This window comes from Bradyrhizobium sp. USDA 3240 (assembly GCF_054063295.1).
On sequence record NZ_JBSSGD010000002.1, the window covers coordinates 4,443,565 to 4,456,915 of the forward strand.

17 protein-coding genes are annotated in these 13,351 nt (G+C 64.7%); 6 read left to right on the top strand and 11 right to left on the bottom strand.

The window, feature by feature from the left end; translation table 11 throughout:
- Positions 1–178: 178 nt before the first annotated feature.
- From ACVIGA_RS21680 to ACVIGA_RS21710, 7 genes are all read right to left on the bottom strand, one after another.
- Complete coding sequence (locus ACVIGA_RS21680) at positions 179–1,627, bottom strand: ammonium transporter (RefSeq protein ID WP_223971253.1); 1,449 nt, start codon at positions 1,625–1,627, stop codon at positions 179–181.
- A gap of 39 nt (positions 1,628–1,666) precedes the next feature.
- Positions 1,667–2,005 carry a P-II family nitrogen regulator gene (locus tag ACVIGA_RS21685; RefSeq protein ID WP_029080945.1) on the bottom strand — a complete coding sequence of 113 codons (339 nt, stop codon included), beginning with the start codon at positions 2,003–2,005 and terminating at the stop codon, positions 1,667–1,669.
- A gap of 316 nt (positions 2,006–2,321) precedes the next feature.
- The gene (locus ACVIGA_RS21690; RefSeq protein ID WP_456667910.1) at positions 2,322–2,924 is read right to left on the bottom strand and encodes an ATP-dependent Clp protease proteolytic subunit; all 603 of its coding nucleotides are present in this window, start codon (positions 2,922–2,924) and stop codon (positions 2,322–2,324) included.
- A gap of 56 nt (positions 2,925–2,980) precedes the next feature.
- Positions 2,981–3,334 carry an SRPBCC family protein gene (locus ACVIGA_RS21695; RefSeq protein ID WP_456667911.1) on the bottom strand — a complete coding sequence of 118 codons (354 nt, stop codon included), beginning with the start codon at positions 3,332–3,334 and terminating at the stop codon, positions 2,981–2,983.
- Positions 3,331–3,645, bottom strand: a complete 315-nt coding sequence (locus ACVIGA_RS21700) for an ArsR/SmtB family transcription factor (protein WP_092121114.1) — start codon at positions 3,643–3,645, stop codon at positions 3,331–3,333. The genes ACVIGA_RS21695 and ACVIGA_RS21700 overlap by 4 nt, the downstream gene beginning before the upstream one ends.
- Positions 3,646–3,794: 149 nt before the next feature.
- A complete protein-coding gene (locus tag ACVIGA_RS21705; RefSeq protein ID WP_456667912.1) occupies positions 3,795–5,111 on the bottom strand; it encodes an ammonium transporter in 1,317 nt (438 codons plus the stop codon).
- Between the two features lie 84 nt (positions 5,112–5,195).
- Positions 5,196–5,534: a P-II family nitrogen regulator gene (locus ACVIGA_RS21710; RefSeq protein ID WP_074128375.1), complete on the bottom strand. Its 339-nt coding sequence runs from the start codon at positions 5,532–5,534 to the stop codon at positions 5,196–5,198.
- A gap of 283 nt (positions 5,535–5,817) precedes the next feature.
- On the opposite strand from ACVIGA_RS21710, the gene ACVIGA_RS21715 reads away from it, so the two are divergent.
- On the top strand, positions 5,818–6,708 hold the full coding sequence (locus ACVIGA_RS21715) for a DUF4339 domain-containing protein (protein WP_456667913.1): 891 nt from the start codon (positions 5,818–5,820) through the stop codon (positions 6,706–6,708).
- Between the two features lie 14 nt (positions 6,709–6,722).
- On the opposite strand, the gene tesB is transcribed toward ACVIGA_RS21715, so the two are convergent.
- Complete coding sequence (gene tesB / locus ACVIGA_RS21720) at positions 6,723–7,586, bottom strand: acyl-CoA thioesterase II (protein ID WP_212312813.1); 864 nt, start codon at positions 7,584–7,586, stop codon at positions 6,723–6,725.
- Positions 7,587–7,804: 218 nt separating this feature from the next.
- Here tesB and ACVIGA_RS21725 point away from each other — a divergent pair, with 218 nt between their 5' ends.
- Complete coding sequence (locus ACVIGA_RS21725) at positions 7,805–9,025, top strand: ubiquinone biosynthesis hydroxylase (protein WP_456667914.1); 1,221 nt, start codon at positions 7,805–7,807, stop codon at positions 9,023–9,025.
- A 24-nt stretch (positions 9,026–9,049) separates the two neighbouring features.
- Here the strand turns inward: ACVIGA_RS21725 and ACVIGA_RS21730 are convergent, their stop codons facing one another.
- The 3 genes from ACVIGA_RS21730 to ACVIGA_RS21740 form a co-directional block, all read right to left on the bottom strand.
- Complete coding sequence (locus ACVIGA_RS21730) at positions 9,050–9,868, bottom strand: alpha/beta hydrolase (protein WP_456667915.1); 819 nt, start codon at positions 9,866–9,868, stop codon at positions 9,050–9,052.
- Positions 9,869–9,959: 91 nt separating this feature from the next.
- Positions 9,960–10,157 (bottom strand): Trm112 family protein, encoded by a 198-nt coding sequence (locus tag ACVIGA_RS21735; RefSeq protein ID WP_223971236.1) that lies wholly within the window; start codon positions 10,155–10,157, stop codon positions 9,960–9,962.
- Positions 10,158–10,263: 106 nt separating this feature from the next.
- Positions 10,264–10,800, bottom strand: a complete 537-nt coding sequence (locus ACVIGA_RS21740) for a TetR/AcrR family transcriptional regulator (RefSeq protein ID WP_456667916.1) — start codon at positions 10,798–10,800, stop codon at positions 10,264–10,266.
- A gap of 93 nt (positions 10,801–10,893) precedes the next feature.
- Here ACVIGA_RS21740 and ACVIGA_RS21745 point away from each other — a divergent pair, with 93 nt between their 5' ends.
- Genes ACVIGA_RS21745 through ACVIGA_RS21760 form a run of 4 tightly spaced genes read left to right on the top strand, consistent with a single transcriptional unit; the run spans position 10,894 to position 13,328 of the window.
- Positions 10,894–11,244, top strand: coding sequence for a hypothetical protein (locus tag ACVIGA_RS21745; protein WP_097676238.1), 351 nt, complete (start codon positions 10,894–10,896; stop codon positions 11,242–11,244).
- Positions 11,245–11,255: 11 nt separating this feature from the next.
- Positions 11,256–12,062, top strand: coding sequence for a crotonase/enoyl-CoA hydratase family protein (locus tag ACVIGA_RS21750; protein WP_456667917.1), 807 nt, complete (start codon positions 11,256–11,258; stop codon positions 12,060–12,062).
- Positions 12,059–12,481: a PaaI family thioesterase gene (locus tag ACVIGA_RS21755; protein WP_456667918.1), complete on the top strand. Its 423-nt coding sequence runs from the start codon at positions 12,059–12,061 to the stop codon at positions 12,479–12,481. Before ACVIGA_RS21750 ends, ACVIGA_RS21755 begins: the two co-directional genes overlap by 4 nt.
- A 28-nt stretch (positions 12,482–12,509) precedes the next feature.
- Positions 12,510–13,328, top strand: a complete 819-nt coding sequence (locus ACVIGA_RS21760; protein ID WP_456667919.1) for an SDR family oxidoreductase — start codon at positions 12,510–12,512, stop codon at positions 13,326–13,328.
- The last annotated feature ends 23 nt before the right edge of the window (positions 13,329–13,351 follow it).

Genomic DNA, 13,351 nt, shown 5'->3' on the forward strand with positions numbered 1-13,351 from the left:
GTAGCCTGTCATTCCACGATAGCAGGCAATTCCGACATTATTTTCTCAATCCGCAGAAAAAAGAAAGGGGCTCCAACTTGCGCTGGAGCCCCTCAACGGTCCGGACATTGCCGGGTATGTGCCCGAACCGTAGTTCTGGGAACGACCGCTTGGGGAGGTCGTGTCCCGGGAGAACCTCTTACATGTTGTAGGCGCGCTCCGTGTGCTCGGTGATGTCGAGGCCTTCACGCTCGGTCTCGACGTTGGCACGCAGGCCGACGATCACGTCCACGATCTTGTAGAGGATCGCCGAGCCGATGCCCGACCACACCAGCGTAGTGCCGACGCCCCAGACCTGCGAGGTCATCTGCGCCACGAAGTCGTAATCGGCAACCTTCGGCGGGATCGCGGTGTAGTCGATGATGCCGGCACCACCGAGTGCCGGGTTGACCAGGATGCCGGTGCCAAGCGCGCCGATGATGCCGCCGACGCAGTGGACGCCGAACACATCGAGCGAGTCGTCATAGCCGAGCGCGTTCTTCACGACCGTGCAGAAGAACAGGCAGACCACGCCGACCACGAGGCCGAGCACGATGGCGCCCATCGGGCCGGCGTAACCGGCCGCAGGCGTCACCGCGACGAGGCCCGCGACCGCGCCCGAGAGCGCGCCGAGCAGCGAGGGATGGCCCTTGATGATCCATTCCGCGAACATCCAGGCCAGCGCCGCCGCGGCCGTGGCCACGAAGGAGTTGGTCATGGCGAGCGCAGCGCCGCCATTGGCTTCGAGGTTCGAACCAGCGTTGAAGCCGAACCAGCCGACCCAGAGCAGCGAGGCGCCGATCATGGTCATGGTCAGCGAGTGCGGAGCCATCAGCTCCTTGCCGTAGCCGGTGCGCTTGCCGATCAGGAGCGCGCCGACCAGGCCGGCGATGCCGGCGTTGATGTGCACGACGGTGCCGCCGGCGAAGTCGATCGCACCCTTCTTGAAGATCCAGCCGGCGTCAGCGTTGATCGCGTCGAGGGCGGCCTGCGCCTTCGTCTTGGCATCGCCGTCAGCCGCGGCGGCGAGCGCCTTGGCAGCATCCTGGATCGCGTCCGGGCCCGGCCAGTACCAGACCATGTGCGCGATCGGGAAGTAGATCACGGTGACCCAGATCGGGATGAACAGCGCGATCGCGGCGAACTTCATCCGCTCGGCAAAGGCGCCGACGATGAGGGCCGGCGTGATCGCCGCGAAGGTCATCTGGAAGCACATATAGACGAGCTCCGAGATGTTGGCGTCGACCGAGAAGGTCGCAGCCTTGGAGTCCGGCGTGACGCCCATCAGGAAGGCCTTGGAGAAGCCGCCGATGAAGTCGGAGCCGCCGGTGAAGGCGAGGCTGTAGCCGTAGAGGGCCCAGAGCACGGTGACGATGCAGACGGTGTAGAACACCTGCGCCAGCACCGAGAGCATGTTCTTGGAGCGGACGAGGCCGCCATAGAACAGCGCGAGGCCCGGGATGGTCATCAACAGCACCAGCACCGTCGATGTCAGCATCCAGGCGTTGTCGCCCTTGTTGACGGTTGGCTCGGCGTAGGCGGCGGTTGCGGCAAAGAGGCCGACTGCGAGGGCCGCCAGTCCCGCGCCATAGGGACGCTTGAACGTCATGTTATTTCACTCCTGAGGTCTTAAAGGTTGAGCGCGAAATCAGAGGGCCGCGGCATCGGCCTCGCCGGTGCGGATGCGCACGGCGTGCTCGAGGCTGATGACGAAGATCTTGCCGTCGCCGATCTGTCCGGTCTTGGCGGCGGAGGTGATGGCGTCGATGGTCTTGTCGACCTGATCGGAGGCGACTGCGACCTCGATCTTGATCTTGGGCAGGAAGCTCACCGCATATTCGGCGCCGCGATAGATTTCCGTGTGGCCCTTCTGACGGCCGTACCCCTTGACTTCCGTCACCGTGAGACCGTGAACGCCAATGGCGGTCAGGGCGTCACGGACCTCTTCCAGCTTGAATGGCTTAATGATCGCCATAACAATTTTCATGAGTCCTATCCCCGCTTGGGCCCGGTGCGAACGAACACCGGGAGTTTCGACTGAGGTTCACCACGCGGAAGACATCCACTACGCGGGCACAGCCGGGACCCTTAGAATCAAATGCCGTGCCAAACGGCTCGGGTTCGCTAATGGATTATGAATCCGGACCTTTTCCCGCATTGCGGGAGCAAGCTGCTGCTGCGCTATTCCGTCGCGCCTAAAATCTAATCAGATTGGCCTAATTCATGAGCAAGCCAGGGTCTGGACACAATTCTGCTTAGCCGCAGTGCAGGCGCCGGTATTTAGATAAAGTAATGCCGGGCCATTAGGCGGCGTCGCGCGCTGCAAAAACCCTGTCGATCAGTCCCCATTCGAGTGCCTGCTCCGCCGACATGAAGTGATCGCGGTCCAAGGTCCGTTCCACGTCGGCCTCGGTGCGCCGGCAATGCTGCGCGTAGAGCCGGATGATGCGCCGCTTGGTCGCCTGCATCTCGGCGGCATGGATCTGGATGTCGGTGGCCTGGCCCTGGAAGCCGCCGAGCGGCTGATGCACGTGGAGGCTGGCATTCGGAAGCGCGGCGCGGTGGCCGGGCTCGCCGGCCATCAGCAGGAACGATCCCATCGATCGCGCAGTGCCCATGCACAGCGTGTGCACCGGCGCCTTGATGAACTGCATGGTGTCGTACATCGCAAGCCCGCTGGTGACCACGCCGCCATAGGAGTTGATGTAGAGGTTGATCGGCTTGTTCGGGTTGTCGGCCTCGAGGAACAGCAGCTGCGCGCAGACCAGTCCGGACATCGCATCATTGACCTCGCCGTTGAGGAAGATGATGCGTTCGCGCAGCAGCCTGGAATAGATATCGAAGGATCGTTCGCCGCGAGACGACTGCTCGACGACCATCGGGACAAGTTGCATCATGTCGCGCATCGGCGACCTCCCATTTCAGCAGGTGATGAAGTTTCAGCGGATGATGAAGTCTGCGATCAGGCCGCGCGCATCAGCATGCGATAGTTGCTGTTGGCCGCTTGCGGCTGGTTTGCTCGCTTGCCGCGGGCTTCCTGGATGATGCGAAACCGGGTGCCGCCGGCTTCGTTCGGCTCGATCCGGAAGGTGACGTGACTCTCGCGAAACGGCGGCTCGGAATCGCGCAGCCGGTAACGCACCTCTTCGCCTGCGACGGATGATAAGGGCTCAGCGGCCGCGAGATCGCAATCCGGTAGCCAGCGCTCGCGCAGGGCTGGAATGGTGACGGCGCGCCATACTTTTTCAGGCGGTGCGTCGAGATCGTATTCGAACACCAAAGCTGCGTCCGCGTCAGGCTCAACCATGTCGCTCATTGATCCATGTCCTTCAAGAGGTCGGAGAGCGCCTCGATGCGCTTCGGCCAATAGGCGCGGTAGCGGGCGAGCCAGGTCCCGATGCTGGCGATCCCGTCAGGGTCGACTTCATAATTGACGAAGCGGCCCTGCCGCTGCTCGCGCACCAGTCCTGCCGCGCGCAGCACCGCCAGATGCTGCGACATCGCCGGCTGGCTGATCTCGAGCCCGTCGCGCAAGGCGCTGGCGTTCAGGCTGCCGCCGGCCAGCTTTTCAAAGACCCTGCGGCGGGTCGGATCGGCCAGTGCCTTGAAGATATCGGTGTCGACCATGCCGACACATAAGCACATGCTTATGTGTCGTGCAAGCCTGAACTGTCCCTTGCAGCGTGACGTCGCGGCGCTCGGGTACTTTGCATGGGGTTGTTTTACGAATTCGCCATCTCAGGGCTCATCTCGTCCTGGCGATGCGAGTTCGGCTGCTATTGCAGCGCTTCGCCGTGCTGCGAGATGTCGAGACCCTCCAGCTCTTGCTGCATCGAGACGCGCAGCGGTACGAAGGCGCTGACCAGCTTGAGCAGCACGAAGGTGACGCCGCCGCACCAGACCAGCGTGGTCACGACGCCGTAGAGCTGGATCAGGAGCTGCCCCGGATTGCCCTCCAGCAGGCCGGAGGTGCCGCCGATCGCCGCGGTGGCGAAAACGCCCGCGAGCAGCGTGCCGGTCAAACCGCCGATGCCGTGCACGCCGAACACGTCGAGCGAGTCGTCGTACTGGAAGCGATGCTTCAGCCAGGTACAGGCCCAGAAGCAGACCAGGCCGGCAATGATGCCGATGATGATGCCGTGCCACGGCGCGACGAAACCGGATGCCGGGGTGATGGTACCGAGCCCTGCGACCGCGCCCGAGATCATGCCGAGCACCGACGGCTTGCGGCGCGTCGCCCATTCGATCGCGCCCCAGGTCAGCGCGCCGGCGCAGGCCGCAAGGTGGGTGGCGGTGATCGCCATCACCGCGCGCGAATTGGCCGCAAGCGCCGAGCCGCCGTTGAAGCCGAACCAGCCGACCCAGAGCAGGCCGGTGCCGACCACGGCGAGCGACAGATCGAACGGCGAGAGATTGTCATGGCCATAGCCGTGCCGGTTGCCCATCACCTTGGCCGCGACCAGGCCGCTGATGCCGGCGGACAGATGCACGACGAGGCCGCCGGCGAAATCCATCACGCCCATCGAGGCGAGGAAGCCGCCGCCCCACACCCAATGCGCCAGCGGCACGTAGGTGAAGATGAACCAGCCGATCGAGAACAGCACATAGGCGGAGAACCGCATGCGGTCGGCGACCGAGCCGGCAACCAGCGCCACCGTGATGATCGCAAACGTCATCTGGTACAGCATGAACAGCGCTTCCGGGATGGTCTTTGCCGCCGGATTGACGCTGTCCATCGTGATGCCGGCCAGGAACCAGCTATCGAGCGAGCCGAGCCATGGACCGTTGCCGACGAAGGTCAGCGAATAGCCGAAGACGACCCAGAGGATCGAAATGATCGCAACAGCGGTGAGGCTCTGCGCCATCGTCGCCAGCACGTTCTTCTTGCGCACCATGCCGGAGTAGAACAGCGCGAGCCCCGGGATCGTCATCATCAAGACCAGCGCGGTGGCGACGATCATCCAGGCGGTGTCGGCGGGGTTGATGCCGGAGGCGCCAGTGTCTTGCGCTGACGCCGGCGTGCCCCACGAGAGCAGCATTGCAGCAGTGATCGGCGCAGCTGATATCGCTGCACGAAGAGCTCGTGCCCCCATCATCATTCCCCGGCGTGTCGTGGTTTCTTTGCGTGGTTTTTTGCGTGTGCCGGCGTCGCTGGCGGCGGTGGTGTCGATTGAGACTCAGAGCGCGTCGTTGTCGGTCTCGCCGGTGCGGATGCGCAGCGCGTGGTCGATCGGCGTCACGAAGATCTTGCCGTCGCCGATCTGGCCGGTGCGGGCGTGCTCGGTGATCACGCTGACCGCCTTTTCGGCGAGCTCGGTGTCGACGGCGATCTCGATCCTGAGCTTGGGCAGGAAATTCACGACATATTCGGCGCCGCGATAGATCTCGGTGTGGCCCTTCTGGCGGCCATAGCCCTTCACCTCGGTCACCGTCATGCCGTGAACGCCGATCGCGGTCAGGGCCTGGCGTACCTCATCGAGCTTGAACGGTTTGATGATCGCGACGACGAGTTTCATGGTCAGGCCTTCATTCCCTTGAGGTTTTCCGTGTGCGCCCGTGCCCAGAGCGGCAAATTGCCGTCTCTGGAGCGGCAACTTGCCGCCACCAAATCTGGCAGCTTTCTGGGCAAATGGCACAAAAAAGTTGCAGGTTGAAGGGGAAAACGTGCGCACCGCGTGAACTCCGTCACTGTACGGGACGACAACCGTCGGCCAGAATATGGCTTTCCCGCCCTGGCCAGCGTCCCCGCTGGCTCATTCTCGCCACAGCGCGTGCACCCGCGCCCCGAGGAACAAGAAAATGTCGAATCGAAACTGGTTTTATGCATCCGAAGGCCAGCAAAAGGGCCCCCTGCCTGAAGCTCAGCTCCGCGACCTGATCACCCGTGGCATGGTGGGCGGCGATACCCTGGTGTGGACCGAAGGCATGGCCGGCTGGCAGAAGGCCGGGGAGATTCCAGGCCTTCTTCCGAGTGCGGGCGCGCCGCCGGCGTTTCCGCAGGCCGGCGGACCGCCGCCGGTGGCCGCATCGGCAACCTATAGCGGTGGCGCGCTGTCGGCCGACTTCCCGATCTGGGGCCTGTTCGGACGCAGCTTGCTGATGTTCATCGGCCAGATTTTCGTCATCCCCGCGCCGTGGACCGCGACCGGCCTGTATCGTTTTGCGATCCCCTATATCCGCGTGCCGGGCCGGCCGCATCTCGGCTTCACCGGGCAGCCGCTCGACATCTGGTACGTCTTCATCGTGCTCGGTCTGCTGACCTATGCCGGAGCGGCCAACAGCAACATCGTCACGCTGCTCTCGCTGCTGCTGCAGGGCTTCCTCAGCTGGATGATCGTTCGCTGGATCTTCAGCCGCCTCAGCTCGAGCGGCCAGGAGCTGCCGATCTCGTTCAACGGCAGCCCGGCGGTCTATGTCGGCTGGTACGTGCTGATGGTGATCTCGGCCGTCACCATCATCGGCTGGGCGTGGGTGATGACGGCGTGGATGCGCTGGATCTGCCGCAACGTCGAAGGCACGCGCCGCGAGGTCACCTTCAACGCATCCGGGCTCGAGGTGCTGTGGCGAACCATCGTGTTCTCGGTCGCCTGCGCCTTCCTGATCCCGATTCCGTGGGTGCTGCGCTGGTACGCCAACTGGTTCATCTCGCAATTCGCGCTGACCGAGCGCGGCGCCTACGCCAACGCCTGACTGCGCTAAAGCGATTACGCCTTGCGTTCGCGTACCGAACCTTCCTGCGCGACGGACGCCACCAGCGTGCCGTCGGGCTTGAAGATCTGGCCGCGGGTCAGGCCGCGGCCCGACTGCGCGCTCGGCGAATCCTGCGCGTAGAGCAGCCATTCGTCGGCGCGGAACGGGCGGTGAAACCACATCGCGTGATCGAGGCTCGCCGGCATCATGCGCCGGTCGAACAGCGTGCGGCCGTAGCGCGCCATGACGGCGTCGAGCAGCGAGAAGTCCGACGCATAGGCGAGCGCGCACAGATGCAGCGCCGGATCGTCGGGCAATTTCGCCGCGGTGCGGATCCAGACATGGATGCGGCCGTCCTCGATCTGCTGGCCGAAATAGCGGCCGAGCTCGACCGGGCGCAGCTCGATCGGGCGGTCGCTCTCATAGTAGCGGCGGATGAATTCCGGCATCTCCTTGAACATCGGCTGCTTCGACACTTCCTCCGCGGTCAGCTTCTCCGGCGGCGGCACGTCGGGCATCTTCTCCTGATGATTGAAGTTGCTCTCTTCCTCGGCGTGGAACGAGACCATGATGGAGAAGATCGCGTTGCCGTGCTGGATCGCGGTGACGCGGCGGGTGGTGTAGCTCTTGCCGTCGCGCAGCCGCTCGACCTGGTAGATGATCGGGATCTGCGGATCGCCCGGCAGGATGAAATAGCAATGAATCGAGTGCGGCAGGCGGCCCTCGACGGTGCGGCAGGCCGCGACCATCGCCTGGCCGATCACCTGGCCGCCGAACACGCGCTGCCAGCTCGTCTTCGGGCTGTTGCCGCGGAACAAATTCACCTCGAGCTGCTCGAGATCGAGGATGGACAACAGGTCGATCAGGCTCTTGGACATGAGGGGGGGCGCTCTCTTTCGTCATTCCGGGGCTCGCGAAGCGAGAGCCCGGAATCCATTCAGCCACGGAACATGCGGTTTGATGGATTCCGGGTTCACGCTGCGCGTGCCCCGGAATGACGACCGTTGGATTTGGCCTTGTTTCTGTCCCCTGTTTCGCCCAGCTATTATCAGGTAGCAAGCACAGTCTGAGAGCGCAGGGCGCGTAAGGGAACGGCATGCCGGCACAGCGAAGTATTGTCATCTGCGGGGGCGCTTTTGCGGGGTTGGCGCTGGCCGTGGCGTTGCGCCAGGGGCTGGGGCCGGACATTCCGGTGATCGTGGCCGATCCGGCGCTGAGCCAGCGCCCGAGCCGCGATCCGCGTGCGACGGCGATCGTGGCGGCCTGCCGACGGCTGTTCGAGACCCTGGGCGTCTGGGGGCAGGTGGCGTCGACGGCGCAGCCGATCACCGACATGGTCGTGACCGATTCCAAGCTGGAGGACGCGACGCGTCCGGTGTTCCTGACCTTCGCCGGCAATGTCGAGCCCGGCGAGCCGTTCGCCCATATGGTCGAGAACCGCTATTTGATCGATGCGCTGGCGACCCGCGCCGAGGCCGAGGGCGTCGAGCTGCGCGCCACCGCGGTGTCGAGCTTCGATTCGCGGCCCGACGGCGTCAGCGTGACATTGGCCGATGGCACCGAGATCGATGCGAGCCTGCTGGTCGCCGCCGACGGCGCGCGATCCAAGCTGCGCGAGCGCGCCGGGATCGCGACCCACGGCTGGGATTATGACCAATCCGGCATCGTGGTGACCGTCGGGCACGAGCGCGAACATCACGGCCGCGCCGAGGAGCATTTCCTGCCCGCGGGTCCGTTCGCGATCCTGCCGCTGACCGGCAATCGCTCGTCGCTGGTATGGACCGAGACGCGCAAGGAGGCCTCGCGCATCACGGCGCTGAGCGAGGCGGAATTCCACGCCGAGCTCGAGCAGCGGTTCGGCCTGCACCTCGGTGAGATCAAGGCGCTCGACAAGCCGCGCGCATTCCCGCTCGGCTATTTCGTCGCGCGCTCGTTCATCGGCGAGCGCCTCGCATTGATCGGCGACGCCGCGCATGTGATCCATCCGATCGCGGGGCAGGGGCTCAACATGGGCCTGAAGGATGTCGCAGCCTTGGCCGAGGTCGTCGTCGACGCGGCGCGGCTCGGCATGGATCTCGGACAGGCCGACGTGCTCGAGCGCTATCAGCGCTGGCGGCGCTTCGACACGATGGCGATGGGGGTTGCCACCAACTCGCTGAACTTCCTGTTCTCCAACGAATCGACGCTGCTGCGCACCGTGCGCGATATCGGATTGGGCCTCGTCGATCGCGCGCCGCCGTTGAAGAGCATGTTCATCCGCCAGGCGGCGGGATTGTCAGGCGAAGTGCCGCGGCTGCTGAAGGGCGAGGCGCTGTAGGGCCACGGTTTCGCCGCGCATCCACTATTTCTGCGAAATGAAGCCCGCCACGGCGTCGATCAGGTCGGGGTCGAGCGGCCGCTCCGGCTCATTGTAGCTTGCCATGTCTGCTGCGTCGGTGACGTCGACCAGCAAGTGATTCATGTCCGGCAGCCACAATGATTTGGCTGCGACGTCGGCGGTGGTGAGCGCGAGGTAGTCGAGCCGCGCCAGTTGATGGTCGCGGCCGCCTGCGACGATCAGAACAGGCCCGGTGATCTTCTTCATCGGATCGACCGGATCCTCGGTAAAGGCCGACGCGATGGCGGGTTGCATCGCAGGCGCGATCGCCAGCCCCGCCGGCGGCGGATCGACGATTTGTCCGGCCATGATGTCGTCGATGGCCTTTCCGATCGGCGCGAATTTGTCAGGCGGCAGCTGCTTTTCGAGCTGCGCCTTCAACACCGTGCCCTGCTTGCGCGCCGCCGTTGTCAGCAGCACCAGCCGGTCGATCGGCACGCGCTGGGCGGCGAGGATTGCGACCAGGCCACCCTCGCTGTGCCCGACCACCGCAACATGCGCGAATTTGCCGCTGCCGCGCAGATAGTCGATCAGCGCCGCCGCATCGCCGACATAGTCCTTGAAGCGAAAGTCCTCCGGACGGCCGAACTCCTTCTTCCATTCGCCGGCGCCGCGCTTGTCGTAGCGCAGCGTCGCGATGCCGCGTGCGACCAGCTGCTCGGAGAGTTTTTTCAATGTCGCCGGCTTGAGCTGCGGCCCGTTGCCGTCATGGTCGGTCGAGCCGGAGCCGGCGATCAGCAGCGCCACCGGCGGTTTTGCCACGTCGGGCGGCACCGTCAGCACCGCGTCGATCGCGCCGATGCGCAGCCTGCCTCATCGGCCGCCGCGCTCGCCACGGAGACGAGCAGCAACAGCCATGTGACGAGGGCGCGCATCAATCTATCTTGCGCGCCTCTTCCGGCAACATGATCGGGATGCCGTCGCGGATCGGATAGGCAAGTTTCGCGGAGCGCGAGATCAGCTCCTGCCGCGCGGCGTCGAATTCCAGCGGTCCCTTGGTGATCGGGCACACCAGTATTTCGAGCAGCTTTGGGTCGGCGGTGCTGTCGAGGTGGTCGGTCGTGGAACTCATTGCGGTCTCCGGCTGCAGCGTTTTCGAGCGAAGTGGGTACCGGTTCGCGTGAAGAAAACGCGTCAGAACAAACTGGCCGTCGTGTAGCACACTCTCGTGTCAGCTGTCAGCGCTTGGCCATCCGCAACAGCTCGTCGATTGCGGCCTGCTGACGCGGCTTCGGCAGCGTTTGCTCGGACAGCGCGTAGCCGATGAACGCCCAATAGAAGATCTGCGCCCGGCCCCGCGCCACGTCGTCGGGGAATCCGGCATGCCGGAGCAGGGTTTCGATATAGCCGATGCGGCGCTGGTCGACCTCGAGCACGGCGGCGCGCGCCGCGGCATACCCGGTGGCCCAGCTGCGCACCGCGCGTTCCAGTGCCAGCCGCGCCGAGAAGGTCCGGCCCAGCAGCAGCGCCAGCGCGTCGCCGCCTTCCGGAATGGTCTCGAGCTCGGCGATCACCTGTTCGGCGGCAACCTCGCGCCAATGGTTGAGGATCGCGGTGCGGTAGGCGCCGATGTCGGCGAAATGCCAGTAGAAGCTGCCGCGCGAGACCCCCATGGCCTTGGCCAGCGGCTCGGCCTTGAGCGCCGTGAAGCCGTGCTTCGCCAGCGTCTTCAGGCCCTGATCGAGCCAGTCCTTGACCGAGAGCTGTTCCGTCATGATTCACCGTCCACGTCCCGACCATACACAAGTGTATTGACAGGCGCCAGCGGCTGGTGTCCTATCCATACAGTACTGTATGGAGACAATGCGATGCGTGATCTTCTGCTGCAAGGCGCCGGACTCATCGCCATCCTGGTCAGCCTGATTCATGGCGTGCTCGGCGAGACCAAAATATTCGCGCGCGCCACCGTCGAACCGCCGCGGCTGCGCCTCTTGCTTCGTCTGGTCTATCAGGCCGGCACCGTCGCCTGGATCGGCGGCGGCGTGCTGCTCGTCGCTGCGCCCGCGATGGCCTCCGATGCCGCGCGGCACTGGATCGTGGCAACGCTCGCCATCGTGTTCGGCAGCGCCGCGCTCGCCAATGCGGTCGCGACGCGTGGCCGGCATTTCGGCTGGATGGCGATGAGCGCCGTCGTGGCGCTCGCCGCCGCCGGCTACTAGCGGACACGATCATGACGACTGATCGCATCAGCCTGAGCATCGCCAACGGCGTCGCCGACATCAGGCTCGACCGCCCGGACAAGCTCAATGCGCTCGATCCGGCGATGTTCACCGCCATCGCCGCCATCGGCGCGCAGCTCAAGGACAACCCGAAGATCCGCGCGGTGGTGTTGTCGGGCGAGGGGCAGGCGTTCTGCGCCGGCCTCGACATCGAACGTCTGGTCGCAACGACGGAAGGCCAATCCATCCTGCCTTTTGTCGATCTCGGCCAGCGCACCCACGGCATCGCCAACTTCGCGCAGCATCTGGTGTGGCTCTGGCGCGAGTTGCCGGTGCCGGTGATTGCGGCCGTCCACGGCATCGCATTCGGCGGCGGCTTTCAGCTGATGCTCGGTGCCGACATCAGATATCTTGCGCCAGCCACGCGTCTGGCCGTCATCGAAGCCAAATGGGGGCTGGTGCCCGACATGGCCGGAACGCAGCTGATGCGCCATCTCGCGCGCGAAGACGTCGTCCGCGAACTGACCTATACCGCGCGCGTCTTCTCCGCGGAGGAAGCGCTCGGTTACGGCTTCGCCACCCGGATCGTCGAACAGCCGCGCGATACCGCACTGGAGACGGCGCGCGCGATCGCGGACCGCAGCCCGGACGCGATCCGCGCCGCCAAGCGGCTGCTCAATCTCGCAGCCGATCGCGATGCGGCGACCGGACTCGCGGCTGAAACGGCCGAGCAGGCGCTTCTGCTTGGCACCCCCAATCACGTCGAAGCGGTCAGGGCCAATCTCGAGCGACGACCGCCGCAATGGAGTTTTGCATGACTACTGGAGCGGGATTCGATCTGGAGCGTCTGATTGCGACCAATGCGTCGGCGGCGTTCAACCGGCTTGTCGGCCTCGAGGTGGTTTCCGCCGGTGCCGGCGCGGTGGAGCTGCGCATGCCCTGGCGCGATGATCTGACCCAGTATGCAGGCCACCTGCACGCGGGCATGATCGCGGCTCTGCTCGACACCGCCTGCGGCTTTGCCGCGGCGACGGTGGTGGGCGGGGTCACGGCCTCTCACTTTTCGATGAATTGTCTGCGGCCTGCAGTAGGCCGCACTTTTGTTGCCAAGGGCAGCACGGTACGAACCGGCCGAAGGCAGGTGTTCGCGCGCGCGGAGCTGTTCGCGGCGGATGAGCAGGGTGCGGCGGTGTTGGTCGCCACGGGCGAAACGGTCCTCGTCCCGCTTGCAGCCTGATCAACCGATCAATCACAGAGAGCAGGAAATGCCACTCGTCCTCGTTACCGGAGGAACGGGCCATCTTGGCCGTGACCTCGTCAGCCGGCTTGTTCAAGCCGGGCATCATGTGCGGATCCTCGCCAGGAGACCGCAACCCGAAAGTGATGTGGAATGTGCATTAGGAGATCTCGCCACGGGCGAAGGGCTCGGCGAAGCGCTGGATGGCGTGCACACCGTCATCAACGCAGCGACATATTCTCCAATCGCACGTCGCGGCAGCGTCAAACCGCTTGATTTCGTCAAGTCACCGACCGCAGTGGACGTCGACGGAACCGAACGTCTGCTCGCTTTCAGCGGCGCCGCCGGCGTGCAGCATTTCCTCCATGTTTCGATAGTCGGACTCGAGGATGCGTCGCTGCCATATGCGCGCGTAAAACTCGCGGGCGAGCAACTCGTTCGCCGCTCCGGTTTGCCGTGGTCGGTCGTCCGGGCAATGCCGTTCCACTACTTGCTCGAGAAAATGCTGTCGAACCTCTCATGGCTGCCGGTGTGGCCGGTGCCGAACGCCATGTTCAATCCGGTCGATACTTCGGACGTCGCCGACTATCTCGTCCGATGCGCCTTCGATGGAGGACGCGGCACGCGGGCGGAGATTGGAGGACCAGACGACCTCAGTCTTGCCGCGATCGCGCGGGAGTTTCTGCGGGCGCGGGGCATGCATCGTCTCGTCCTTCCGATGCCGTTCTCTCGAAAGGCTGCACGCGGGATGGGCTTCGTCGTAAGCGACGGCGTCCGCGGCACGCGATCCTGGATCGATTGGTTGAACCGGTCGCAGAACGCGGATAGCGCCATGGCGGGGACATGAGACGGCTGACCGTAGCAACGATA